We start from the raw sequence: 24729 nt of genomic DNA on the forward strand, positions 1-24729 counted from the left end.
ACCGTTCCGGGAGGTGCCGCCCGCCCGGGTTCCCACCGTCAAGCCGTTCGCAGCAGAAAGAGCCGCACAGCATGTCGCAGACCCGCCCGGAACTCGGGGCCCCGGCTTCGTTCACCTTCCCCCGGCCCCAGCGCATCGACGTGGGGGCCGGCACGGTCGTCGCCATCGACGTCCCCGGCCAGCTCCTGGTCTCCCTCCGCCTCGTCCACCAGCACGGCGCCGCGCTCGAGCCGCTGGACGCCATGGGCGTGGGCCTCCTGACCAGTGAGGTCCTGGAGGACGGCCCCGACGGCAACAGTTCCCTGGCCCCGGCCCTGGAACGCCACGGCGCCGAGTGGACCTCCCGTGTCACCTGGGACGCCTTCGTCACGGGACTCGACGTCCCGGCCAACCGTCTGAACCAAGCGGTCCGGCTGTTCGCCGACGCTGTGCGCAGGCCCGCCCTGAACTCCGACGACGTCCTGCGCCGCCGTGAACAGCTCGTGGAACGTTTCTGGCTGGAGACCGCCTCCGCCCAGACCCTGGCGATGCGCAGCGTCGGCAGGCAGCTCTTCACGGGCCGCTACGGCACCCCGCTGGCCGGCGGTCCCGGCAAGCTCGGGACGGTCACCCCCGAGCAGGTCGCGGCCTTCCACGGCGACAGCCTCGCCTCCACGGCCGGCACGCTGGTGGTCGTGGGCGACCTGACCGGTGTGGACCTGACCGAGCTCGGCAGGACCGTCTTCGGCGACACCGCCGCCGCGCGCGAGCGGGACCTGAGTACGCCCGAGGCACCGGACGGTGAGCTGCCGCGCGTGGTCGTCATGGACCGGCCCGGTTCGGTGCAGTCGGCGTTGGTCGTCGCCCACCGCGTGCCTTCCCGCAAGGAGGTCGACCTGCCGCGCGCCGAGGGGGTCAGCGAGATCCTCGGGGGCATGTTCACCTCCCGCCTCAACATGGAGCTGCGCGAGCGCCTGGGGTACACCTACGGCGCCGGCTCCGGTTTCGACCTGCGCCGCGACGCCGGGGTGTTCCTCATGAGCACTCAGGTGGAGGCCGACACCACCGCGCACTCGATCACCTCCTCCCTGGAGCAGATGGACAAACTGCGCGAGGAGGGGGTCACCGAGCAGGAGCTGGAGACCGTGCGCGAGTCCAACACCGTGGGGCTGCCGGTGTCCTACTCCACCGCCCGCTCCATGGCGGGCGCGCTCGTGGACATGGTCGTGCACGACCTTCCGGACGACCACATCGACCGTCAGCGCGCCGGATACGAGAAGCTCACCCGCGAGAGCCTGGACTCGGCGGCTCAGGAGTACCTGCACCCCGAGCAGGCGGTCGTGGTCGTGGCCGGTGATGCCGAACGCCTGCGTGAGCCCCTGTCCGGGGCCGGTGTCGGCCCGGTCGAGGTCCTCGACCCCGAGACCCTCTGGGCCTGAGCCCCGGCCGCCGGGCCTGCCCCCTCCGGCGGAGCGAAATCGATTCGTGATCAAGGGCACGTGTGAGTGCATGGACGCCTGCACGTGCCCCTGACATGGGTTTTGCGATCCCCTGTCCGGCGAAGACGCACTTACGCGTGGCGCAGGTCACAGCATGTCGGCGCCCAGCTCGGACATAACGAAAGCGAACCTTTGTACCGGTCTTCCGGTAACCGTCGGCATGATCCCCGTGCCAGGCTGGTATAACGATGGACCCGACCACCTGAGTGGTGGCGGCGACAGTAACGCTCCGCAGGAGGCCACCATGGCCGGTGAATGGACCCGTGGATAACCGTGTCCTCCCTAGAAAACCCTCACACCCAGAGGCCAGAGGCGTCAGCCGCCCCCGAAGAGTCGGAGGCGGCCATCAGCGCTGACGAGACCCAGGGCGGGCCCCAGAACCCCGAGCCCCGCCTGCTCAAGGGCCGCTATCAGCTGGTCTCCGAGATCGCCCGTGGCGGCGTCGGTACCGTCTGGCGTGCCATCGACCTGATCATCGACCGCGAGGTGGCGGTCAAAGAACTGCGTATCCCCGCGGACATGGGCCGCAGCGAGCGCGAGTCCCTGCTGCGGCGCACCACGCGTGAGGCGCGGGTCGCCGGCAGGCTGACCCACCCCAGCCTCGTGACCGTCCTCGACGTCGTCGACGAGGACGACCGCCCGTGGATCGTCATGGAACTGGTCGAGGCCTCCACCCTGGAGGAGCTCATCACGCTCGGCGGCCCGCTGCCCTACCAGCGTGTGGCCGAGATCGGCCTGCAGCTCATCGACGCGCTCAAGGTCGCGCACAACGAGGGCATCGTCCACCGCGACGTCAAGCCCGAGAACGTGATGATCAGTACCGAGGGCCGCGTCGTGCTCACCGACTTCGGGCTGGCCGCCTGGAACGGCGAGTCCGCGCTCAGCTCCTCGGGCCGCATCATCGGTTCGCCGGCCTACATCTCGCCGGAGCGTGCCAAGGCCGGGCCCCTGGGGCCCGAGACCGACCTGTGGTCCCTGGGCGCCACCCTCTACACCGCGGTGCAGGGCCGGCCTCCCTACGACCGCAAGGGCTACATCAAGATCCTGCGCCAGGCCGAACTGGACGAGCCCGCGGAAGCCACCAACGCGGGGCCGCTGGCGCCAGTACTGGCCGGCCTGCTCAAGGTCGAGCCTTCCGAGCGCCTGACCACGGAGAACGCCACGAAGATGCTGCGGATCGCCGCGCTGGCCCCGTGGGCGCCCCAGACCGACGAGAAGACCGCCGAGCACGCCCCGGCCCCGGCCGAGCCGCGTCCGGCCGTTGCCGAGGTCGATGAGCACGAGTCCGCCCGCGAACAGGCCAAGGAGCACTTCCGGGCCGGTGCGCACGTGCTCGCGGAGTCCATCAACGAACGGATCCGGCACAGCCCCGAGGCGATGAACTCGATCATGACCTCGATCCGGGAGTCCACCGACACCCTGGGGCTGACCAGCTCGGGCCGGCACGCCGACCACCGGAGCAAACTTCCGGTCGTGCTCGCCGTCGCCCTCGGGGTGCTCGTGCTGCTCGCGATCGTGCTGTGGGCGTTGCTGGGGCGCTGACCGGGCCCCGAGGTCGCCGCCGCCTGAGAAGGGGCCGCCTCCCGGAGAACACGTCAGGCGCGCGAGGTATTCGCGCGCCTGTGCGGTCGTGGTGGGGCCGGCGGGATTCGAACCCGCACTGTACAGCACCTAAAGCTGCCGTCTCCTGCCGGTTGGACTACGGCCCCCGTGGCCCAACTGTACCCCGCCCGCAGGGCCCCGGGGATCGCCCCCGGCCCGCCGGTGCGCGGGTCCGGACGTTCGCGCGAGGCCCAGCGGGGAGCGGGTCACAGACCCAGGTCGCGCTTGAGACGGTCGACGTGGCCGGTGGCCTTCACGTTGTAGAAGGCCTTCTCGACCTTGCCGTCGGTGCCGACGACGACCGTGGAGCGGATGACGCCCTGGACGAGGCGTCCGTAGTTCTTCTTCTCCCCGAAGGCCCCGTAGGCGCTCAGCGTCTCCTTGTCGGGGTCGCCCAGGAGCGTGAAGGTCAGTCCTTCCTTGTCGCGGAACTCCCCGAGCTTGTCCGCCTTGTCGGGGGAGATGCCGATGACGGTCATCCCCGCGGACTCGAACTCGCGCAGGTTGTCGCGGAAGTCGCAGGCCTCCGTGGTGCATCCGGGGGTCATGGCGGCCGGGTAGAAGTAGAGCACGACGCGCTTGCCGGTCTCGGCCAGGACCTGGCTGAGGGTCACGGGTCTGCCGTCGGCGTCGTTCAGTGTGAAGTCCGGGGCCTGGTCGCCGGACTGGAGGCGGATCGGTTCGCTCACGTGTGTTCCCCTCTGTTCTGCTCGGGAGGCTCTCGCCACCCGCGTGTCACGAGGCCAAGCCTAGAAGGTGTCCTGTGGGCTCCGCGCAGCGGAGTGCGTGTCCGCGAAACACGCTCCGCAGGTCGGACGCGGCGCGGGGAACGCGGCCGCGCCGCCCCCCGGGCCGGTCGGGGTTGCGATTGCGGTTCGGTTCCCCGGCCGGGGCGGTGACCGTTCGCAGGATCACCTATCGTTGACCGGACCCGTACTTTTGGTCGACCCGTTCCTGACCCGGCGTGGCGCGGGTGCGGGGGCCGGCCGGGCGGTAGCTCTCTTCCGGCGGCGTGCGGCCGCCGGACCGAACACATCCGCTTCGCATTGGGAGTAGTTGGCGACGATGCCTGGACACACACTCGACGAGGTGAGGGAACGTACCCTCAAGGAGCGCGACTCCTGGTGGACGGTGCACCTCGCGGACCCGATCGCGGTGCGGGTCGTGCGCCTGCTCGCCAACCGGACCTCGGTCACACCGAACCAGGTGACGGTCGCCGCGCTCTTCATGGGGCTCGGCGCGGCGGTGTGCTTCGCGCTCGGTTACTGGTACTTCCTGGTGCTGGGCGCGCTGCTGTACTACCTGTGTTTCCTCCTGGACTGCGTCGACGGAAAGCTCGCCCGCATCACCGGTACCGAGACGCTGTTCGGCTCCTGGATGGACTACGTCTCCGACCGGTTCCGTGTCCTGGTCTGCGTGGTGGCGCTCATGGGCGGACAGTACGTCGTGGCCTCCCAGCAGGAACCGGGTGCCCCGCCCGTGTGGTTCGTGTGGATGGCGTTGGCGGTGGTCTTCCTCGACATGCTGCGCTACCTCAACGCGCTGCAGGTCTACAAGGTGCGCCGGGAGATGAGCTCGCACCTGGCCGCCGCTCTGGAGCGTGCGCGCGCCACCCTGTCGATGTTGGAGCCGCCCGAGAGCGAGAGCGGGCGTGAGGCCGAGCAGGAGACCGCGGAGGCCACCGGGAGCGGCAACCGCACGATGAGCGACGGCGGGGAGCAGGCGGTCCTGCGGCACGGAATCTCGGTCCTGGAACAGATCCTGCGCAACCACGACGAACGCGAGAACCGCAACAGCCGGCGGGCCGGGAAACAGCCCGAGCTGACACTGCCCAAGGTCGACCTGCACCAGGAGTTCCGCCACCGTTTCCCCTGGTACCAGCGGTTCTGGACGGCCCTCAACGCCCGTCGGGTGCGCACCCACCTGTTCGGGGGTATCGAGTTCCAGATGGCGATCTTCGTGTTCGCGCCCCTGGCCGCGGGGCTGTTCGGTCCGTCCTCCATCGTGTGGATCACGGCTGTGTCGGGCGTTTTGCTCCTCGCCTTCGAGATCGCCATCATCTATAAACTGTGGTTGTCCACGCGGGACTTCTTCCGTGTGGTCGACGGAATCGACGGCGCGCTGAGATTCTCCGGTCCGTCCGACGGCGCGGAGGAGGAAGGCCGGGAGACCGGCTCGGACCCGGACTCTCAGGCAACCCTGCGCTAGAGGAAGTAGAGGGCAACCCCATGTCGTCAAGCGACACCATCGAGCCGCGCCAGACCCCCGCTGAGATCCAGGCGGAGATCGACCGGGAACAACGCCGGTTCGCCGAGACCCTGGACGCGTTGGAGGAAGCGGCCCGCCCGGGCAACATCGCCCGCCGCCAGCTCGGCAAGGCGCGGGAGCGCGGCGCGCGGCTGGTCGACGAGGCCCGGGCCCTGGTCCTGGGCGGCGGGGCGGTCCGGTTGGAGAGCCGCCTGGTCGAACCGGAGGAGGGCACCATCGTCGTCAAGGGCGACGAGGAGGTCATCACCACGTACCAGTCGCGTAGTCAGCTTCCCCCCGAGGCGATCATCCTCGCGGCCGGTGTCGGCACGGTCGTCGCCGTCGGTGCGGTGGCCTGGGCCGTGCGCCGCAAGCGCAAGTGAGCCGTTCCCGGCGGGTCGGCCGCGGTCTGGCCCGTACGGTCACACGGTGGAGGGCCCCGGCGCCCTCCACCGTACGGGCCTCCGGTCAGAGGAAGGTGCGGCCCTCGCCCCGGTAGGTGGGGACCGAACGCACGTAGGAACCGGTGTCCGTGTCGATGAGGTGCAGGCGGTCGAAACGCTCGCACAGCTCGCCGGCCTTGGCGTGGCGCATCCACACCCGGTCGCCGACGGCCAGGTCCCGGGCCGGTTTCCCCATGAGCGGGGTCTGGACCTCGCCGGCGCCTTCGTCCGGGGAGAAGGACAGCCCGGCGGGCAGGTACGGCACGGGTGCACGGTGCCGGTCGGAGGGACCGGAGGCCGGGTATCCGCCGCCCAACGCGGTGGCCACGTCCGCTGCGGGGCGCCGGACCACGGGCAGGGCGAAGAGCGCTGCGGGACGTCCGGTGAAGGACCGGTAGTGGTCGAACAGGTGGGGCTGGTACAGGCCGGACCCGGCGGCGAGTTCGGTGACGGCCTTCTCCCGGCCGGTCGAGTGCAGGCTTCCGGTCCCACCGCCGTTGACGAAGCGCACGTCACTGATCCGGCGGACGGCGTCCACGACGGCCGCGCGGCGTTTGGCCAGCTCCACCGCGGAGCCGCGCTGCACGGCCCGTAGCAGGCGCGCGTACAGGGGACGGTCCGGGGGAGCGTCGCCCACACCAGCGATCTGGGCCTCGTAGGCCATGATGCCGTCGAGCTCGAGTTCGGGGCGGGCCGCGACGGCGCGGGCGAGCGCGGCGGCCTGTGCGGGGGTACGCACGGGGGAGCGGTAGCTGCCGATGCGCAGGGCCGGTCCGAGCGGCTGCCAGCTGGTGTCGATGTCCAGGCACACACGCAGGGGCGGGATGTCGACGCCCTCGTCGCGGGCCTCGGCGGCCGCGGCGCTGATCAGGTCGAGATGTGCGGTGTCGTCGACCATGAGGGTGACGGCGCGGGCCGCTCCGGGGGAGCGGGCGAGCTCGGCCAGGGCGCGGCGGTCGGCCGTGGGGTAGGCGACCAGGACGTCGTCGCTGACGGGGCCGCGGCCGTTGCCGTCGTCGGTGGCCAACCACAGGGCCTCGGGCAGGGTGAAGGCCATGACGCCCTGGTAGCCGGGCAGGTCGAGGACGGTGCGCAGCAGGTCACGGCAGCGCACGGACTTGCTGGCCACGCGGATGGGGCGTCCGTTGGAGCGGCGGGTCAGGTCGGCGGCGTTGGCGCGGAAGGCGGCCAGGTCCACCGTGGCGAAGGGGGGTTCGAGGTCGCGCGTGGCGCTCTCGTAGCTCTGGCGCGGACTTGTCATGTCTCGAGGATGCCAGAACGTGAATCGCTTTCACCTTCCCGGTGGGTCCCCGGGCTCCGTCCGCGCCCTCCGGAGGGCGCGGACGGTGTGTCCGGACGAACGTTGCCGAACACGCAGGTGAGGGCGTGCGGGCCGATATCCTGGGAGGTCTTGGCCGTTCGGCCGTCCCTTCCCTGGAGTGGTGTTTTCCGTTGAGTGAGTGTGAATACGTCCTGACCCTCGCTTGCCCCGACAGTCGGGGCCTCGTGGCCGCTGTGGCCAACCTGCTCTCCGAGCACGGGTGCAACATCACCGAGAGCCAGCAGTACGGGGACCACTACACCGGCCGGTTCTTCCTGCGGATGCAGTTCGTCGCGGAGGGGCGCGAGGGGGAGACCACCGACGAGGACACCCTGCGCGGGGCCTTCGCGGCCCTGGCCGCTGATTTCGGGGGAAGGAGCGGCTCGGTCGTCGAGTGGAACCTGAGCCCGCGTGAGGCCCGCCCGAAGATGATCGTCATGGTCTCCAAGTTCGGGCACTGCCTCAACGATCTGCTCTACCGGCACCGCAGTGGTCTGCTGGACGCCGACATCGTCGCGGTGGTCTCCAACCATCCGGACCTGGAGTTCCTCGCCGAGTCCTACGGGGTGGACTTCCACCACTTGCCGATCTCGCCCGAGAACAAGCGCGAGCAGGAGACGCGCCTGCTGGAGCTGGTCGAGAGCTACGACGTGGATCTGGTGGTCCTGGCGCGGTACATGCAGGTGTTGTCCGAGCGGCTGTGCACGAAGATGTCGGGCCGCATCATCAACATCCACCACTCCTTCCTCCCGAGTTTCAAGGGTGCCCGGCCGTACCATCAGGCACACACGCGCGGGGTCAAGCTCATCGGTGCCACGGCCCACTACGTCACCGCAGACCTGGACGAGGGGCCCATCATCGAGCAGGAGGTCTCCCGGGTCGACCACACCCACAGCCCTGAGCAGCTCACCGCCATCGGCCGCGACATGGAGTCGGTCGCGTTGGCGCGGGCGGTGAATTGGCACGCGCAGCGCCGCGTGCTCCTGAACGGGGAGAAAACAGTCGTGTTCGACTGAGTCGAGGACCCGGAACGAACGGGTTCCGGACACATCGAGGGGCGCCCACGGGCGCCCCTTTCGTTTTCTGGGTCAGCAGGGGTTCCCGGCGCATTTTTGGGGCAAGGATGGTACTGCCGTTACCTACTTTGACCAGGAAAACCTCTCTCGAAGTGCCTTGTCGGCTACATAGAGTGTGTATAAGGTGTGATCTGACCGATGTTTTCGACCTACTCCAAAGGTCGGGATGTCGATTTTCGGTCACGCCCACGGACATATGTCCGGGAGGGGGAACTCATGGGCAAGAACTTCGACGACGCCGCCGGCAAGGGCAAGGAAGCTTTCGGCAAGCTCTCCGGGGACAGCGGTGAGGAGGCCGAGGGCAAGGCCGACCAGGCCAAGGCCGGCGCCAAGGAGAAAGCGGAACAGGCCAAGAAGAAGGCCGAGGAAGCCGCCGACAACGTGACGGAGAAGGCCCGGGACGCCTTCAAGAAGCGCTGAACGTTCGGATCCGTGTGAAGAGGGGTGGCGGGACCGTGATCCCGTCACCACACACTGTCGAGGGGGAGCCAGTGTCGGAGACCAAGAACGAAGGCAAGGTGCCCAGCGCCCGCGAGGGCACACGCGGTGGCGGCCGTGAGGAAGGCGGCCAGACCAACATCGCCGACGGGGTGGTCGCCAAGATCACCGGTATGGCCGCCCGTGAGATCGGCGGGGTCCACGCCATGGGCGGCGGAACGGCACGGGCGGTCGGTGCCGTGCGCGACGCCGTCACTCGCAGCAGCGATGCGGGAGCGGTCTCCAGAGGTGTCTCCGTGGAGGTCGGGGAACGCCAGGCAGCTGTCGACATCGACCTCGTCGTCGAGTACGGGGCAGCCATCCAGGACCTGGCCTCGGCCGTGCGCCGCAACGTCAGCCAGGCGGTCGAGCGCATGACCGGCCTGGAGGTCACCGAGATCAACATCAACGTCGACGACATCCACCTGCCCGATGACGAGGACGAGCCGGAGTCCGAGCCGAGGGTCCAGTAGTCGTGCGTGACGACGAGCTCCCGGAAAGCATCGCCCGGCGCGTCGCCGACGCTGCCAAGGGCCACCCCGACGTCGTGGACCTGTCCGTCGGCCACTTCTCGACCCTGGCCACACCCGCCCCGGGCGGGATCGTGAGGGGCGTGGCGGTCCGACCGGCGGAGATCGAGGTCGGGGTAGTCGTCAGCTACGGCAGAGCATTGCTGGAGATCGCCGCCGAACTCCGAGGGCGACTCGCCCCGCTCGCCGGCGGCCGCATCGTCCACGTGTCGGTGGAGGACGTGGTCGTCGGCCACAGCGGGGCACGGTCCGGCGGCTGAGGAACCGGACACCAATACTGCAAGAGGGGGAGCCATGTGGCCCATCGTCGGACTGGCCTTCGGGACGGTGCTCGGCTTGGCCGGGGCGTTCGGAGGATTCATCGCCTTCGCTCTGGTCCTTGTGCTCGGGGTTGTCGGCTTCGTCGCCGGACGTGCCATGGAGGGCGAGGTCGACCTCGCCGAACTCTTCAGTCGGCGCTCGGCCTAGGTGGGTGTCGCCGTGGCGCACGTACAGACCGATACCGTCCCTCCGCAGCGGCAGGGGGACGAGAGGGAACTGCCCCGAGGGCGGCACCCGCTCCCGGAGGTCCACGACCCCGGCGGGCGCGTTGACATCGTGCCGACCGTCATCGAAAAGGCGGCCACCTGCGCGGCGCGCGGGGTCGCCGGGGTCACCACACCCCGGCACCGCGCGTCCCGCGTCCGCGTCAGCGGTCGGGCCGTCCTCCTGCGACTGCGGATCGGCGTCCGCTATCCCGAACCGGTCCGCGAGACCGCTGCACGGGTGCGTGAGCGCGTCCGTGACCGTGTCGAGCATCTGACCGGTTCGCGGGTCCACCACATCGACATCGAGATCGTGGAGATGGTGCGCTGACATGACCACCGTTGAAGAGGCCCTGGGCCGCCCCGATCAGAGCGTCGACGCACGCCGCGCGCGTCGCGTCGCCGTACACACCTTCCGGCCCCGCCGTTCCTGGCCGGCCGTCATCACCGGGATCGTCGTCCTGGCGCTCGCGGTGGTGTCGGCTGCCGAGGTCATCGCGGCCCTGGCGGGGAACCCACTGCGTCTGATCCCGGTGGGCAGTGCTGCCGGGTACGCCGCGACCACGACCTGGTCCGCGCCCTCGGTACAGATCGCCTCGGCGGTCCTGGCGCTGATCGGGCTCATGCTCATCGTGCTCGCCCTCGCTCCGGGCAACGGTCACTGGACCGCACTGCGGACCGATGATCCCGCCCTGGTCGTGGGTCTGACCCGGCCGGCCCTGCGCCGTGCCGTCGCCGCGGCCGCCCAGGACGTGAGCGGGGTCGACGGCGCGGACGTGGCGGTGCGCGGGAACCGGCTCCGCGTGCACGTGCGGACCGGGCTGCGCGACTCGGCGGACCTGCCCGCCCGGGTGACCGAGTCCGTGGAACACCGGCTGGCCGAACTCGCTCCCTTGCGCAACATGCGGATCAACACCGACGTCCGGTACACGGAGGGGTGACCATGGCCAGGGACAGATACCGCCGCTCGGCGCGCGGCAACCGGTGGGGACTGGCCGTGGTCGGCGCCGTGCTCCTGGCGGCCGGTCTGGCCGCCCTGGCTGTCGGCCAGGGGCTCTTCGGGGCCGACCCGGCGGGCCGGCCCCTGCTCGGCGGGACGGCACAGGGGGTGCTCAACCAACAGTGGGTCCCCTACGTGGCCGTGGCGGTCGCTTTCGTGGCGGCCTTCCTCGCGTTGCGCTGGCTGATGTCGCAGGGTGTCCAGGACACGATCCGTCGCCTGTCCCTGGAGGGCGGTGGCGAGGGGCGGGTCCTGGTCGACGAGGACGTGGTCAGCGACGTGGTCGAGAACGAGATCACCGACTACCCGGGGGTGCGCCGGGCCCGCGCCCACCTGACCGAGTCGGTGCACCACCCGCACCTGCGCCTGGCCCTGATGCTGGACGAGGACGCCGACGTCGCCCAGGTCTGGCAGCGGGTGCGCGCCAATGCGCTGGTGGACCTGCGCCGGTCCCTGGGGTTGGAGGAGGTACCGGCCGTGGTGCGGATGTCGATGACGGCCCCGACCCGCCACACACGGCGCAGCCTGGCCTGAGGCGTGCGGCCTCGTACCGGCCCCGGGGAGGTCCGCCCCGGGGCTTTTCCGTGAGGGAACGCAAGAGCCGCGTCGTGCGGGGGCCGGACCGCCGGGGCCGTGGGGAAGACGCTCCGGAGCTGCGCTGCTGCTGCGCGCTCAGCACTCGACGACGTTCACGGCAAGGCCGCCGCGCGAGGTCTCCTTGTACTTGTCGTGCATGTCCCGGCCGGTGTCGCGCATGGTCCTGATCACTTTGTCCAGCGACACGAAATGGTTCCCGTCGCCGCGCAGGGCCATCCGGGCCGCGCTGATCGCCTTCACCGACGCCAACGCGTTGCGTTCGATACAGGGCACCTGGACCAGGCCCCCGATGGGGTCGCAGGTCAGGCCCAGGTTGTGTTCCATGGCGATCTCGGCGGCGTTCTCCACCTGGGCCGGGGTACCGCCCAGGGCCTCGGCGAGCCCGGCGGCAGCCATGGAGGAGGCCGATCCGACTTCGCCCTGACACCCCACCTCGGCGCCGGAGATCGAAGCGTTCTGTTTGAAGAGGATGCCGATCGCGGCGGCGGTCAGGAGGAAACGCACCGCACTCTCGTCGTCCGCACCCGGGCTGAAGTGCGTGTGGTAGTGCAGAACGGCAGGGATGATGCCCGCGGCACCGTTGGTCGGCGCGGTCACCACACGGCCCCCGGCGGCGTTCTCCTCGTTGACGGCCAGCGCGTAGAGACTGATCCAGTCGCTGCCGCGCATCGGGTCGGGGTCCACGTGCGCCGGCGCCAGCAGCCCGTCCTCGTCGCACCGGCCGCCCAGCTGGCGGTAGAGGCGGTGGGCGCGCCGTGGAACCCTGAGCCCGCCCGGCAGAGTGCCCTCGGTGATGACCCCGCGCCGGACGCACTGGCGCATGGCGGTCCAGATCTCCAGGAGTCCGGTGCGGATGCGTTCGGGTGTCCGCCCGAAGGCCTGCTCGTTGGCGAGCATGATCGAGCTGATGGACATGCCCGTCCGCGAGCAGAGCCCCAGCAGCTGCTCCGCCGTGTCGAAGGGGTACGGAACGACGGTGTCGTCGGGCTTGATGCGGTCGGCGCCCGCCTCGCGCTGGTCCACGACGAACCCGCCGCCCACGGAGTAGTAGACCTTCGCGGTGATCTCGGTGCCGTGCTCGTCCAACGCCACGAACCGCATCCCGTTGGGATGGTCGGGCAGACTCTCCTTGCGGCGGAAGTCCACGTCCACGGCCGGATCGAAACCGGCCTCCGGCCCCCGTGGGCCGCCCAGGCGCACCCGGCGCTCCTGGCGGACGCGTTCCACCAGGCCGGGGACGGCGTCCACGTCCACCTGTTCGGGAGTGTGCCCCGTCAGGCCCAGTACGACGGCGGTGTCACTGCCGTGGCCCTTACCGGTCTGAGCCAGGGAACCGTACAGTTCGGCACGCACGTGCCGTAGCCGGGACGTCGGCCCGTCCCCGGCGAGTTCGGCGGCGAAGGTGCGGGCGGCCCGCATGGGACCGACCGTGTGGGAACTCGAGGGGCCGATCCCGATCGTGAACAGGTCGAACACGCTGATCGCCATGGCCGTCCTCCTCATTGAGCACAGTGGCGTCGGGGACCGTGCGGGGCCGGCGGCCCCGCACGGAGGGAGAGGTGCGTGCGGCGGGCGTCCTCGACCGGTGCTCGCCGCACGCACCCGGAGCTCTACAGGTTGGGGTAGAGCGGGCGCTTGGCGGTGAGCGCCTCGACACGGGCCCGCAGGCCCTTGGAGTCGAACTCGGGCTTGAGAGCCTCGGCGATGACGTCGGAGACCTCGGCGAAGTCCTCGTCGTCGAAGCCGCGGGTGGCCAGCGCCGAGGTACCGATGCGCAGACCGGAGGTGACCATGGGAGGACGCGGGTCGTTGGGCACCGCGTTGCGGTTGACCGTCACCCCGACCTCGTGCAGGCGGTCCTCGGCCTCCTGGCCGTTGAGCTCGGAATCGACCAGGTCGACCAGGGCCAGGTGGACGTCGGTGCCCCCGGTGAGGACCTTGACGCCGACCCCGGCCATGTCCGGACGCGTCAGGCGCTCGGACAGGATGCGGGAACCCGCGACGGTACGGCGCTGGCGCTCGGCGAAGGCCTCGCCGGCCGCGACCTTGAAGGAGACGGCCTTGGCGGCGATGACGTGTTCCAGCGGCCCGCCCTGCATACCCGGGAAGACAGCGGAGTTGAGCTTCTTGCCCAGGTCGGCCTTGGCCATGATCATGCCGCCGCGCGGACCGCCGAGGGTCTTGTGCGTGGTGGTGGTGACCACGTCGGCGTAGGGCACCGGGTTGGGGTGCAGCCCCGCGGCGACCAGACCGGCGAAGTGGGCCATGTCGACCATGAGCAGCGCGTCGACGCTGTCGGCGATCTCCCGGAACCGGGCGAAGTCCAGCTGACGGGGGTAGGCCGACCAGCCGGCGACGATCATCTTCGGCCGGTGCTCCTCGGCCAGGCGGGCGACCTCGTCGTAGTCGACGGTGCCGTCCTCGTCGCGGACGTGGTAGGCCACGGGGTTGAGGATCTTGCCGGAGTAGTTGATCTTCATCCCGTGGGTCAGGTGGCCGCCGTGTGCCAGGTCCAGGCCCAGGATGGTGTCGCCGGGGGAGAGTAGCTTGAAGTAGACGGCCGTGTTGGCCTGTGCGCCCGAGTGGGGCTGCACGTTGGCGTACTCGGCGCCGAACAGCTCCTTGGCGCGGTCGATCGCGAGCTGCTCGACGACGTCGACGTTCTCACAGCCGCCGTAGTAGCGCTTACCGGGGTAACCCTCGGCGTACTTGTTGGTCAGGACGGTGCCCTGTGCCTCCAGGACCGCCTGGGGAGCGAAGTTCTCCGAGGCGATCATCTCCAGGGTGTCGCGCTGGCGCACCAGTTCGGCGTCCACCGCTGCGGAGATCTCGGGGTCAAGTTCGCTCAACGACTGATCGAGTGTGTTGTCGCTAGCCATACTCGGCTTATTCCTCACCTTCGGTCAGCTTCGTGTACTCCTCGGCGGAGAGCAGTCCGGTGGGGTCCTCCGAAATGCGGACCCGGAACAGCCAGCCGTCCCCGTAGGGAGCGGAGTTGATCGTCTCGGGGGAGTCCTCGAGGGACTCGTTGATCTCCACGACCTCACCCTTGACGGGCGAGTAGATGTCGCTGACGGATTTGGTGGACTCCACTTCGCCTACGGGGTCGTCGAGCGTGACCTCGGTGCCGACCTCGGGCACCTCGACGAAGACGATGTCCCCGAGGGCCTCGGTGGCGAACGAGGTGATGCCGACGGTGGCGACCCCGTCCTTCACGAGGACCCACTCGTGTTTGGCGGTGTAACCCAGCTCCGTGGGAACGCTCACTTCAACTCTCCTTGGAGTGCTTTCTGACTTCTGCCGTACTACGTGCGCCGCGACCCCTGTCAGGTGTCGCGCTGGTAGAACGGCAGCTCGACCACGTCGACGGCCTCACCGCGGCCGCGTACGTCCACGGTGAACACGCCGGTCGCCGTGTCGAGTTCGCTGTCCACGTAGGCCATGGCGATGGGACGGCCCAGGGTGGGGGAAGGTGCGCCGCTGGTGAGGGTGCCCACGGGCTCGCCGTCGCGCAGGACCTGCTGGTCCTTGCGCAGGGGGCGGCGTCCGCGGGAGGCCAGACCGATGAGGCGGCGGGGACGGGTGTTGCGGGAGGCCTCCTCCAGAGCGTGCCGTCCCACGAACTCGTCCTTCTCCAGCTTCACGAGCCGGCCGAGACCGGCGTCGTAGGGGGTCAGCTCCGGAGAGAGTTCCTGCCCGTACAGAGGCATTCCGGCCTCCAGGCGCAGGGTGTCGCGGGCCGAGAGCCCGGCGGGCACCAGCCCCCGGTCGGCGCCCTGCTCCATGAGTGCGGACCAGATGTCGGTGGCGTGTTCGGCGGGCTTCACGAAGATCTCGAACCCGTCCTCACCGGTGTAGCCGGTGCGGGCGAGCAGGACCGGGACACCCGCGACGGTGTGCTCGTACCCGGCGTAGTAACGGATCTCCCCGAGGTCCGCGTCGGTCAGGGGCGCCAGGATCTCGGCGGCACGAGGACCCTGGATCGCGATGAGGGAGTACTGGGAGGACTCGTCCTCGACCCGGGCGTCGAAGCCCTCGGCGCGTTCGGCGAGGACGGAGGCGACCACGTCGGCGTTGGCGGCGTTGGCCACGGCCAGGTACTCGTCCTCGCCGAGGCGGTAGACGATGAGGTCGTCCAGGACACCGCCGTCGGTGCCGGTGAGCATCGTGTACCGGGCCCGGCCGATCTTGACCTTGGACAAGAACCCGACGAACGCGTGGTCCATGACCGCGGCAGCCTGCGGTCCGCTCACGCGGATCTCACCCATGTGGGAGAGATCGAACAGGCCTGCGGCCTCGCGTACGGCCTTGTGTTCGGCGGTCTCACTGCCGTAACGCAGGGGCATGAGCCAGCCGGCGAAGTCGACGAGGGTGGCGCCCGCGCTCTCGTGCACGTCGTGCAGGACCGTGGTACGCGGCTCGTCCGGAGACTCTGACATGGGCACTCCCGAGAGGATGGGCGTCTTTCGTGCGTGGCGTTGCCATCCTCCCCCTCTGTCATCGGTGCCTGAGAGCTTCGCCCGCGCGCGGCGTGGCTTGCACCTTCGGCGAGGGGTCCGTTCCCGGTCCCTGCTTTCCAGAGTGGTCTCGCCCGCACGGTCCGTGTGCCTGAGAGGTTGTCAGTCGGGGAGGATTGCTCCTTCGGCGGCCCGAGCTGGCTGCTCGGACACTCTCCCGTACGGGGTCAGCAACGTGGTTCAGCGTAGCAGCGGCGCTTTGGCGGCCCAAGGCCGACCACCACTGATCGCGGCACGCCGGGCACACACCCGGAAGGGGGTTTCGGTCGGGGGACACGCAGACAGCGCTGGAAATCCACCACTGTTGAACGGTGGGAGCGGTTAGCGTGTCCGGAGGACAGAGCCCATCGATGTCGAAGGGGTGGCCTGTGCGTACCGAGACCGGGAGCCGGGGACCGACGGTTGTCCGCCGACCGATCGCCCGCATGCGCGGGGGCCTGGCCGCGGTCGGGGCCCTCACCGTCATGGTCGGGACGGCCTGCTCCGCGGACGGGTCGGAGCCCGAGGAGGTGGAGAACTCCGCCGACGTGAGCCAGATGGGCCGCGGAGACGTACCCACCGAGGAGCGCGACGACCTGGAGACGGTCTTCGGTGAGGCCGGCGTGGAGGGCACCTTCGTCCTGCACGACGCCGACAACGGCACGTCCACGGTCGTGGGCTCCGAGTCGGCCCGGGAGCGTTCGGTCCCCGGCCCGACCTTCGAGCTGCTCAACAGCCTCGTGGCCCTGGAGACCGGTGAGGTCGCCGACGTCGACGAGGAGATCGAACACGAGGGTTCCGGCGGTGCCAGGAGCCTGCGCGAGGCCCTGCCCGACTCGGACGTGGCGGTGCAGCGCGAGCTCGCCGAACGGATGGGGTCCCGGGACCTGCACACGTGGGTGGACCGGTTCGACTACGGCAACCGTGCCATGGACGACGGGAACGGGAACGGCCAGGAGTGGCTGGAGGGCCCGCTGGAGATCTCGCCGCTGGAGCAGACGGTGTTCCTGGCCGGGCTGGCGCGCGCCGAACTGCCGGTGCAGGTGGAGCACCAGCAGGCCCTGCACGAGGTCGTGCTGCGCGAGCAGGAGCAGGAACGCTCCCTGTACGCCACCGAGGGCTGGAACGCCGACGCCGATCGGTCCCCGGGCTGGTGGGTCGGCTGGGTCGAGGGCCGGGAGGGCCTGCACACCTTCGCCCTGCGCCTGGAGGGCGCAGGCCAGGAGCAGATGGAGCTGCGCGAACCCCTCGGCCGTGAACTGCTCGACGAACTGGACGTGTTCCCGTCCTGAGGGCCGTACGGCCCTGCTCTGACATGGAGCCATGACGAAATACGCGTGGATGTACCGCCTCGGCCCCACCCCGTGGGAGCGTCCCGGCGCCACCAGCGGGGCACAGTTCGACGCCCTGCTCGCCCGGGAGGTACGGGAGCTCTCGAGCGCTCCCGGGCGGGCCCTGGACATCGGTTGCGGACGTGGCCGGTTCACCCCCGAACTGGTCCGGAACGGGTGGGAAACGGTGGGCGTCGACATCGGGCCCGAGACCGTCGGGGCCGCTCGGCGCCGGGGCCCGGCGGAGATCACCTACGTCGTAGGGGATGCGACCGGCCTCGAGCCGGCCGACCTGGAAACGTTCGACCTCTTCCTCGACATCGGCTGCTTCCAGGGCCCGGGCCGCGCACGGCGGGCTGCGGGTCGAGGCGGCGTTCCCGGGACGGGAACTCCTCTCCGTGGAGGACGCGGAGACCGCCGGTACGGGATGGCCGATGAACAGGACCTCGCCGACGTGGTACCGGTTCCGCCGTACCGCTGAGTGACACGTGGTGATCCCCCCGCCCCCGTCCGAAAGAGGAGCTGCCCATGACCGCCGCCAGGACCCTGTACCGCGACCTCACCCTCGTCGACGGGACCGGAGCCTCCCCCGTCGCCGACGCGGTGATCGTGGTCGAGGGCGGCACCATCGTCCACGCGGGCCCGCGCGAGCAGGCCCCGCAGCCCCGGCCGGGCGACCTCGAGGTGCCCCTCGGCGGGCGCACCGTGCTGCCCGGATTCGTGGACGCCCACGTGCACATCGGTTTCGAGAGCGGCAAGGAGCTGGCGGCCAACAACGCGTCGGTCCCGCGAAGCCTGCACGCGTTCGAGTCCGGTGACCGTATGCGACGCACACTGGAGGCCGGGGTGACGTCGGTGCGCGATCTCGGCGGTGCCGACGCCGGGTTCCGGGCGGCCCAGGAACGCGGCCTCGTGCGGGGGCCGCGCATGAACATGGCGCTGCGCCTGATGAGCCACACCGGCGGGCACGCCGACTTCACCCTGCCCTCCGGGCAGAACCCGCACGACTGCGCCCACACCGGCGCGGAGATCGCCGACTCCCCGCAGGAAGCCGTGGTCGCCACCCGCCGACTGGTGCGGGACGGTGCCGACGTCGTCAAGGTCTGTGCCACCGGCGGCCTGACCAGCCCCTCCGACGGACCCACCGACGAGGGCCTCACACAGGAGGAGATCGCCGCGATCGTCGCAGAGACCGCCAGGCACGGCGGGCGACCGGTCGCCGCCCACGCGCAGGGCGCCGCCGGTGTCCGCAACGCCGTGCGCGGCGGTGCGGCCAGCATCGAACACGGCTACCTCGTCGACGACGAGGGCATCGACCTCATGCTGGAGAACGGGACGTTCCTCGTACCCACCCTCAGTACGTTCTATTTCGAGGAGCGTCTCCACCTCATGTCGCAGAAGGCCGTCGACACCAAGCGTGCGTTGACGGAGGAGACCTACCGCTGTGTCTCCCGCGCCGTCGAGCGCGGGGTGCGCGTGGCCATGGGGACGGACGCGGGGATCAGCGAGCACGGCCGCAACCTGCGGGAACTCACCCAGCTCGTCTCGGTCGGGCTCTCCCCGATGGCCGCGATCGTGGCGGGTACCCGGGACGCGGCGGAACTGGTGGGCACCGACGACCGCGTCGGGACGGTGGAGGCCGGAAAACTCGCCGATCTGGTCGTGTGCGACGGCGACCCGCTGGCCGACGTCTCGCTCCTGGGTGACCCTGACAACGTGAAGCTCGTGCTGCAGGGCGGAGAGACCGTCAAGGACATCCGTTGGGAAGGGGGCCGCCGGCCGGGCCCTGCAGCCCCGCCCGGGTTCTGACAGTGGCCGCAGCATCCCGGGTTCCGGGAGGTTGCGGCCACCGTGTCGACCGGAGGGTCAGGCCTTGCGGCGCCGGCGCACCGACTCGGCCAGGTCCGAGAGCACGCTCTCGGTGGTGTCCCAACCCATGCACTTGTCGGTGATGGACTGCCCGTAGGTCAGCTCCGCGGGGTCGCCGAGCTTCTGGTTGCCCTCCTCGATGAAGCTCTCCAGCATCACACCGACGATGCCCTTCTCGCCCTCGGCCAGCTGCTCACCGATCGTGGCCGCCACACCGGGCTGGCGCTTGTGGTCCTTGCCGCTGTTGGCGTGGCTGGCATCGATCATCAAACGGCGGGCGAGACCGGCGCCCTCGATGACGTCCAGGGCCTGGCCCACGGACTCGGGCCCGTAGTTGGGGCCGCCGCGGCCGCCGCGCAGGATCACGTGGCCGTCCGGGTTCCCGTCGGTCACCACGACCGAACCCGCGCCGCGCGGGTCCACACCGAAGAACGTGTGCGAGGCCGCGGCCGCACCGACGGCGTCCACGGCCACCTGCACGTCGCCGTCGGTTCCGTTCTTGAACCCGACCGGGGTGCTCAGGCCGCTGCTCAACTGGCGGTGCACCTGGCTCTCCGTGGTGCGTGCGCCGATCGCGCCCCAGGAGACGACGTCGGCGATGTACTGCGGGGTGATCGGGTCGAGGAACTCGGTGCCTGCGGGAAGGCCCAGCTCGTTGATGTCCAGCAGCAGCTTGCGGGCGGTGCGCAGGCCGCGGTGCACGTCGTAGGTGTCGTCCAGGGCCGGGTCGTTGATCAGGCCCTTCCACCCCACGGTCGTGCGGGGCTTCTCGAAGTAGACCCGCATGACCACGCACAGCTCGTCGCGCACCGACGGCACGAAGGCCTTCAGGCGCCGGGCGTAGTCCATCGCCGAGGCGGGGTCGTGCACCGAGCACGGGCCCACCACGACCAGGAGGCGGTCGTCCTCGCCGTCCAGCACCCGCTTGATCTCGGCGCGGGACTCGGCCACCAGGGCACTGCTCTCGGCACCCAGGGGAAGCTCGGCCAGGAGGTCCTTGGGTGCGATGAGCGGCTGGTAGCTGGCCACCCTGGTGTCGTTCGTGCTCGGCATGCTGCCTTCCCCTCGGTACGCGTGTCACGGGGGTCCGTGCCGGGCCACAGTGCACCGGCAGGACTTTCCGTGCTCATTGGATCCGCACTCATAGGAACGGACGCTGTCTGGAACGGACGCTGCGCAGGCGCTGCCGATTCCGGCTGAGCGGACCGGCCCTGTGTCTCATGGAGTGAGACAGGCGGGGTGTCCGTTCATCGGGGGAGCCGATCGGTCAGTCCGCGAGATCCTCTTCCCAGAACTCGCGGCGGTTGCGGGACCCGTCGACGACGTGCCCGCGATCGGCCTCCGCGTGCCGCAGTTCCACCCGTCGGATCTTACCCGAGACCGTCTTGGGCAATTCGGTGAACTCCAGACGTCGTACCCGCTTGTACGGGGACAACCGCTCCCACGAGTACTCCAGGATGGAGCGTGCGGTCGCCTCGTTCGCAGTCACACCGTCGGCCGGGACCACGAACGCCTTGACCACCGACAAGCGCAGCGGATCGGGGGAAGGCACCACCGCCACCTCCGCCACGGCCGGGTGGTCCGACAGCGTGTTCTCCAGCTCAGATGGTGAGATTCTGTAGTCCGAGGCCTTGAACATGTCGTCCGTACGACCCACGTATGTGAGGTACCCCTCCTCGTCCCGGACCGCGATGTCGCCCGTGCGGAAGACCCCGCCCCGGGTGGTCCTGTGCGAGAGCTCCATGTCGTCGGTGTAGTTCTGCATCACCCCGACGGGGTTCCGCCCGAGGTCCACGCACAGCTCACCGGGCTCCCCCTCCCGGGTCGGCCGCCCCGTCTCCTGGTCCAGGACCACCACGTCGTAACCGGGCAGGGCGTGCCCCATCGAACCCGGAACCACGACCTGGCCCGGAGCGTTGCCGACCAGCATCGTCGTCTCCGTCTGCCCGAGGCCGTCGCGCACCGTCAGGTGCCAGGCCGCGCGGACCTTCTCCACGACCTCGTCGGTCAGCGGCTCGCCGGTGGAGACGACCTCGCGCAGTTGCACGTCGCGGGAGGCCATGTCCTGCTCCGCGAGCATGCGCCACACCGTCGGGGGAGCGCACAGGGTGTCCACCCCGCGCTCGACGAGCTCGTCCAGCAGGCGCACGGGATCGAACCCGAAGTGGTTGAGGACCAGTACCGTCGCCTCGGCGTTCCAAGGCGCGAAGACACTGCTGTAGGCGTGCTTGGCCCATCCGGGAACCGAGATGTTCAGGTGCACGTCGCCGGGCTGTACCCCCAGCCAGTACATCGTCGACAGGTGCCCGACCGGGTACGAGACGCGGCTGTGTGTGACCAGTTTCGGCAGTGCCGTGGTCCCCGACGTGAAGTAGAGCAGGAACGGGTCGTCGGGCCCCACGGGCTCGGGCGGACGGAACTCCAGCCCCGCGTACTCGGAGTCGGCGTAGCTGAGCCAGCCCTCCATGTAACCCACGCAGATGCGGGTCCAGTGGCCGTTCAGCCCGGCGAACTTCTCCGTCTCGGGCGGACCGCAGATCACGTGCGAGATGTCGCCGCGGTCGAGGCGGTCCACGAGATCGGTCTCGGTGAGGGCGACCGGTGTGGGGCACAGCACCGCGCCGAGTTTGAGGGCGGCGAGTACGCACTCCCACAGCTCCACCTGGTTGCCGAGCATGAGCATGACCCGGTCGCCGGGGTGCACCCCCTGCGAGTGCAGCCAGTTCGCGACCTGGTTGGAACGCTCCGACATGTGCCGGTACGTGTAGCGGTCGTGGGCACCGTCCTCCTCGATGATCCACAGGGCGGTGCGGTCGGGACGGCGCTCGGCGACGTCGTCGAAGTGGTCGATCGCCCAGTTGAACTCGTCGGTTCGGGGCCAGGTGAACCGGTCGTGTGCGGTGGCCTGCTCCAGACGCAGCTCCAGGAGCAGGTCACGCGCGGCGCGGAACTCCGCCGCACCGGCGGAGGTTTCGTTCGACATCGCTTCGCCCTCCGGATCACTGGGACGGGAAGGGCGGGGCCGTGGACGTGAGTGACCGTGCCCCGCCCGGACGGACCGTGCGGTTGTTCCTACCCGGTAACGGAATCGGTGACGCCTGCCGCAGGAGGCGGGGGAGCAGCGCGGAGGGGATGTGCCGGGGCGCGGGCGTGGGTGGCCTGCCCGTCTCCGGGGATGTGGGCCCTGCCCTACCGCCGTAGGATGTCGCCCATGGAGGAGTTGCGCGGACGACACGGAACATGGCGGCTGGGCCCGGAGGAGCTCCGGATGTCCTTCTCCGGTGGACGCCGTGTGCCCGCACTCCTCAAGGCCCTGGGGTCGTGCACGGTGCCTCTGGCTGCGGTCGCGGACGTCGACTTCGACCGCGGCGACCGCAAACAGGGCTGGCGTATGCGTCTGCGTCTCGTCGAGGGCGCCGACCCCTACACGGGACTGGGCGCCTTCGAGAGCGAGGACCTGACCCCGCTGCTGCTCACCGGAGCCCACGACAAGGAACTGATCGCGGAGTACTTCGCCGACCAGATCTCCGCCTCCGCGCGGATGGAACGGGAGACGGCGCAGCGGCCCGACCCCGCAGCGGTCTGCCGGGGCCTGGTCGCGCGGTTGCCGTTCCAGGCACGCACGGGGGAGGGCCGCGCGGTCTTCGACGGGTCCCGCGTGCGGCTGAGCTGGGACGGTTTCTTCGCCAGTACCGCCAAGCAGACCGAGGAGCAGCGGGAGTACCCGCTGCCGGAGATCGAACGGGCCGCTTGGCAGCCGCCCGTGGACCTCAGCGAGGGGTGGCTGCGGATCGTGTTGCGCGGGGTCACCATCCCCGGGGCCACCGACATCAGCCACGATTTCTTCACCCTCGCGACCCACGGCGTCAAGGGCAACGAGGAGGCCCTCCTCATGGCCGCCACCGTCAACGCCCACCTGGCCGGGGCCGTGGTCGGGGAGGAGGACGGGGCCGGTCCGGGGCCGGGGTCCGGCCCCGAGGCGATCGAGGCCGCCGGCGGTGACGACGCGGAGACGGTCTTCGCCAAGATCCGCGAGCTCGGACGGCTGCGCGAGGAGGGCCTGGTCACCGACGAGGAGTTCACCGACAAGAAGGCCGAACTCCTCGCCCGTATCTGAACGCCCGGGACCGCACGGCCGGTCCGGCCCCGTGGCCGGCCCGCACATCCCGCGCCGCACTCGGCGCACGACAACGAACAGCCACGGAAAGGCCCGCACCTTGCGCACCTTGTACCCGCACATCGAGCCCTACGACTCCGGCATGCTCGACGTCGGCGACGGCAACAGCCTCTACTGGGAGCTGAGCGGAAACCCCGGGGGAAAGCCCGTCGTGTTCCTGCACGGCGGCCCCGGCGGGGGAACCAACCCGAACCAGCGGCGCCTGTTCGACCCGGAGAAGTACCGCATCCTCCTGTTCGACCAGCGCAACTGCGGCCGTTCCACCCCGCACGCGAGCGCTATGGACACCGACCTGTCGCGCAACACCACCTGGACCATGGTCGAGGACATCGAACGCCTGCGAGCGATGGTCGGGGTGGAGTCCTGGCAGGTCTTCGGCGGCTCCTGGGGCAGCTGCCTGGCGTTGGCCTACGCACAGACCCACCCCGAGCGGGTCACCGAACTGGTGCTGCGCGGGATCTTCACCCTGCGCGAGGAGGAGATCGCCTGGTTCTACCAGCACGGCGCCTCCATGCTCTTCCCCGACCTGTGGGAGGACTACCTCGCCCCCATCCCCGAGGAGGAGCGCGGCGACCTCGTGGCCGCCTACGCCGAGCGCCTCAACGCCCCCGACCGGGAGACCCGCCTGGAGGCCGCCCGGGCGTGGAGCGTGTGGGAGGGTTCCACGGTCAAGCTGCGCCCCGACCCCGAGCTGCGCGAGCACCACGCCGGAGCCGAGTACGCGCTCGCGTTCGCGCGGATCGAGAACCACTACTTCCACAACCTCGGGTTCTTCACCCCCGGCCAGCTCATCGCGGGCACCGACCGGATCCGCCACATCCCCGCCGTGATCGTGCAGGGCCGCTACGACGTGTGTACCCCGATGCGTACCGCCTGGGACCTGCACAAGGCATGGCCCGAGGCGGATTTCCACATCGTCGATGTCGCCGGGCACGCCTTCAGCGAACCCGGGATCATGGATCGGCTGCTGGACGCCACCGACCGCTTCGCGCAGGGGTGACGGGGACGGGAACCCCCGCTCCAAGGGGGTTTCCGTGCTCCAGTACACGAGGGGCTGGGCTCCAGGGCAGGTGCACGGTGCTGGGTCTCCCGGTCCATAAGAGACCCGGATGCTCAGCCACATAGAGGGCTGGGGCTAAGCCCTTTGTGTGGTGGAGCGTCTGGGTTTCTTGTGGCGGGGGAGAGTCTGCACCGTGTACGTGTTCTGGGGCTGAACCCTTTATGTGGCGGCCCCGATCCCGATGTGTGTGGAACGTGGGTGTTCTAGGGTCGTGGAACGTCCGCGCGAAGGAGAGGAACACGAACGTGCGAGTCGAGGTCGACCACGACCAGTGCGAGAGCAACGCCCTGTGCATGGGCCGGGCGCCCGAGGTGTTCGAGGTCCGGGACGACGACTTCCTGTACCTGCTCACGGAGGAGCCCTCGCCCGAACTGCACGAGAAGGTCCGCCAGGCCGAACGGCTCTGCCCGAAGCGGGCCATCACCGTCCACGGGTGAAGTGACCCGGGGGAGGGGTCGTGAGCCCCTCCCACCGTGGACGCGGTGGCACGCCCGGTCGCGT

The 24729-nt window shown here is 70.0% G+C and carries 25 protein-coding genes, 1 tRNA gene, 1 pseudogene and 1 riboswitch; of the genes and pseudogenes, 18 read left to right on the forward strand and 9 right to left on the reverse strand.

Features of this window, described 5'->3' with window-relative positions:
• Positions 1–71 precede the first annotated feature (71 nt).
• The gene (locus D456_RS0117970; protein WP_017577571.1) at positions 72–1418 is read left to right on the forward strand and encodes a M16 family metallopeptidase; all 1347 of its coding nucleotides are present in this window, start codon (positions 72–74) and stop codon (positions 1416–1418) included.
• 315 nt (positions 1419–1733) lie between these two features.
• Complete coding sequence (locus D456_RS0117975; RefSeq protein WP_083904618.1) at positions 1734–3020, forward strand: serine/threonine-protein kinase; 1287 nt, start codon at positions 1734–1736, stop codon at positions 3018–3020.
• A gap of 89 nt (positions 3021–3109) precedes the next feature.
• Here the strand turns inward: D456_RS0117975 and D456_RS0117980 are convergent.
• Positions 3110–3187: transfer RNA gene (locus D456_RS0117980), tRNA-Leu, on the reverse strand.
• A 99-nt stretch (positions 3188–3286) separates the two neighbouring features.
• Positions 3287–3769 (reverse strand): thioredoxin-dependent thiol peroxidase, encoded by a 483-nt coding sequence (bcp, locus tag D456_RS0117985; RefSeq protein ID WP_017577572.1) that lies wholly within the window; start codon positions 3767–3769, stop codon positions 3287–3289.
• Between the two features lie 376 nt (positions 3770–4145).
• Here bcp and D456_RS0117990 point away from each other — a divergent pair, with 376 nt between their 5' ends.
• Together D456_RS0117990 and D456_RS0117995 are read left to right on the forward strand one after the other, a co-directional pair.
• A complete protein-coding gene (locus D456_RS0117990; RefSeq protein WP_017577573.1) occupies positions 4146–5288 on the forward strand; it encodes a CDP-alcohol phosphatidyltransferase family protein in 1143 nt (380 codons plus the stop codon).
• Positions 5289–5308: 20 nt separating this feature from the next.
• Positions 5309–5710, forward strand: a complete 402-nt coding sequence (locus D456_RS0117995) for a DUF3618 domain-containing protein (RefSeq protein ID WP_017577574.1) — start codon at positions 5309–5311, stop codon at positions 5708–5710.
• 85 nt (positions 5711–5795) lie between these two features.
• On the opposite strand, the gene D456_RS0118000 is transcribed toward D456_RS0117995, so the two are convergent.
• Positions 5796–7031 carry an amino acid deaminase/aldolase gene (locus tag D456_RS0118000; RefSeq protein WP_017577575.1) on the reverse strand — a complete coding sequence of 412 codons (1236 nt, stop codon included), beginning with the start codon at positions 7029–7031 and terminating at the stop codon, positions 5796–5798.
• Between the two features lie 191 nt (positions 7032–7222).
• On the opposite strand from D456_RS0118000, the gene purU reads away from it, so the two are divergent.
• The 8 genes from purU (at position 7223) to amaP (ending at position 11232) form a co-directional block, all read left to right on the forward strand.
• Positions 7223–8107 (forward strand): formyltetrahydrofolate deformylase, encoded by an 885-nt coding sequence (purU, locus tag D456_RS0118005; protein WP_026115987.1) that lies wholly within the window; start codon positions 7223–7225, stop codon positions 8105–8107.
• A gap of 276 nt (positions 8108–8383) precedes the next feature.
• Positions 8384–8587, forward strand: coding sequence for a CsbD family protein (locus D456_RS0118010; protein ID WP_017577577.1), 204 nt, complete (start codon positions 8384–8386; stop codon positions 8585–8587).
• Between the two features lie 71 nt (positions 8588–8658).
• The gene (locus D456_RS0118015) at positions 8659–9117 is read left to right on the forward strand and encodes an Asp23/Gls24 family envelope stress response protein (RefSeq protein WP_017577578.1); all 459 of its coding nucleotides are present in this window, start codon (positions 8659–8661) and stop codon (positions 9115–9117) included.
• 2 nt (positions 9118–9119) lie between these two features.
• Positions 9120–9434: a hypothetical protein gene (locus D456_RS0118020; protein ID WP_017577579.1), complete on the forward strand. Its 315-nt coding sequence runs from the start codon at positions 9120–9122 to the stop codon at positions 9432–9434.
• 34 nt (positions 9435–9468) lie between these two features.
• A complete protein-coding gene (locus D456_RS27125; RefSeq protein ID WP_017577580.1) occupies positions 9469–9642 on the forward strand; it encodes a hypothetical protein in 174 nt (57 codons plus the stop codon).
• On the forward strand, positions 9643–10029 hold the full coding sequence (locus tag D456_RS0118030; RefSeq protein ID WP_017577581.1) for an Asp23/Gls24 family envelope stress response protein: 387 nt from the start codon (positions 9643–9645) through the stop codon (positions 10027–10029).
• 1 nt (position 10030) lies between these two features.
• The gene (locus D456_RS0118035) at positions 10031–10639 is read left to right on the forward strand and encodes a DUF6286 domain-containing protein (RefSeq protein ID WP_017577582.1); all 609 of its coding nucleotides are present in this window, start codon (positions 10031–10033) and stop codon (positions 10637–10639) included.
• A 2-nt stretch (positions 10640–10641) separates the two neighbouring features.
• A complete protein-coding gene (amaP, locus tag D456_RS0118040) occupies positions 10642–11232 on the forward strand; it encodes an alkaline shock response membrane anchor protein AmaP (protein WP_193373848.1) in 591 nt (196 codons plus the stop codon).
• A 138-nt stretch (positions 11233–11370) separates the two neighbouring features.
• On the opposite strand, the gene D456_RS0118045 is transcribed toward amaP, so the two are convergent.
• The 4 genes from D456_RS0118045 to gcvT form a co-directional block, all read right to left on the reverse strand.
• Positions 11371–12783, reverse strand: a complete 1413-nt coding sequence (locus D456_RS0118045) for an L-serine ammonia-lyase (RefSeq protein ID WP_017577584.1) — start codon at positions 12781–12783, stop codon at positions 11371–11373.
• A 122-nt stretch (positions 12784–12905) separates the two neighbouring features.
• Complete coding sequence (locus D456_RS0118050) at positions 12906–14174, reverse strand: serine hydroxymethyltransferase (protein WP_017577585.1); 1269 nt, start codon at positions 14172–14174, stop codon at positions 12906–12908.
• Positions 14175–14181: 7 nt separating this feature from the next.
• Complete coding sequence (gene gcvH, locus D456_RS0118055; RefSeq protein ID WP_017577586.1) at positions 14182–14562, reverse strand: glycine cleavage system protein GcvH; 381 nt, start codon at positions 14560–14562, stop codon at positions 14182–14184.
• Between the two features lie 59 nt (positions 14563–14621).
• Positions 14622–15734, reverse strand: coding sequence for a glycine cleavage system aminomethyltransferase GcvT (gene gcvT, locus D456_RS0118060; RefSeq protein ID WP_017577587.1), 1113 nt, complete (start codon positions 15732–15734; stop codon positions 14622–14624).
• A gap of 147 nt (positions 15735–15881) precedes the next feature.
• Positions 15882–15982: riboswitch (glycine riboswitch) on the reverse strand.
• A 198-nt stretch (positions 15983–16180) separates the two neighbouring features.
• Between gcvT and D456_RS0118065 the strand changes: the two genes are divergently transcribed.
• From D456_RS0118065 to D456_RS0118075, 3 genes and pseudogenes are all read left to right on the forward strand, one after another.
• Positions 16181–17083: a penicillin-binding transpeptidase domain-containing protein gene (locus tag D456_RS0118065; protein ID WP_017577588.1), complete on the forward strand. Its 903-nt coding sequence runs from the start codon at positions 16181–16183 to the stop codon at positions 17081–17083.
• A gap of 49 nt (positions 17084–17132) precedes the next feature.
• Positions 17133–17607 (forward strand): annotated as a pseudogene (locus tag D456_RS24460) (class I SAM-dependent methyltransferase).
• A 43-nt stretch (positions 17608–17650) separates the two neighbouring features.
• Positions 17651–18931: a metal-dependent hydrolase family protein gene (locus D456_RS0118075; protein ID WP_017577590.1), complete on the forward strand. Its 1281-nt coding sequence runs from the start codon at positions 17651–17653 to the stop codon at positions 18929–18931.
• Between the two features lie 57 nt (positions 18932–18988).
• On the opposite strand, the gene D456_RS0118080 is transcribed toward D456_RS0118075, so the two are convergent.
• Both D456_RS0118080 and D456_RS0118085 read right to left on the reverse strand, forming a co-directional pair.
• On the reverse strand, positions 18989–20044 hold the full coding sequence (locus tag D456_RS0118080; RefSeq protein WP_017577591.1) for a 3-deoxy-7-phosphoheptulonate synthase: 1056 nt from the start codon (positions 20042–20044) through the stop codon (positions 18989–18991).
• Between the two features lie 214 nt (positions 20045–20258).
• On the reverse strand, positions 20259–21974 hold the full coding sequence (locus D456_RS0118085) for an AMP-binding protein (protein WP_017577592.1): 1716 nt from the start codon (positions 21972–21974) through the stop codon (positions 20259–20261).
• 228 nt (positions 21975–22202) lie between these two features.
• On the opposite strand from D456_RS0118085, the gene D456_RS0118090 reads away from it, so the two are divergent.
• The 3 genes from D456_RS0118090 to D456_RS0118100 all read left to right on the forward strand — a co-directional run bounded on the left by D456_RS0118090 (position 22203) and on the right by D456_RS0118100 (position 24665).
• Positions 22203–23108: a DUF4429 domain-containing protein gene (locus D456_RS0118090; protein WP_017577593.1), complete on the forward strand. Its 906-nt coding sequence runs from the start codon at positions 22203–22205 to the stop codon at positions 23106–23108.
• Between the two features lie 100 nt (positions 23109–23208).
• Entirely contained in the window at positions 23209–24168 is a 960-nt protein-coding gene (gene pip / locus D456_RS0118095; protein ID WP_017577594.1) for a prolyl aminopeptidase, read from the forward strand.
• A 305-nt stretch (positions 24169–24473) separates the two neighbouring features.
• Complete coding sequence (locus tag D456_RS0118100; protein ID WP_017577595.1) at positions 24474–24665, forward strand: ferredoxin; 192 nt, start codon at positions 24474–24476, stop codon at positions 24663–24665.
• The last annotated feature ends 64 nt before the right edge of the window (positions 24666–24729 follow it).

Origin of the sequence: Nocardiopsis kunsanensis DSM 44524, assembly GCF_000340965.1 — a bacterium.
GTDB classification, from domain to species: Bacteria; Actinomycetota; Actinomycetes; order Streptosporangiales; family Streptosporangiaceae; genus Nocardiopsis; species Nocardiopsis kunsanensis.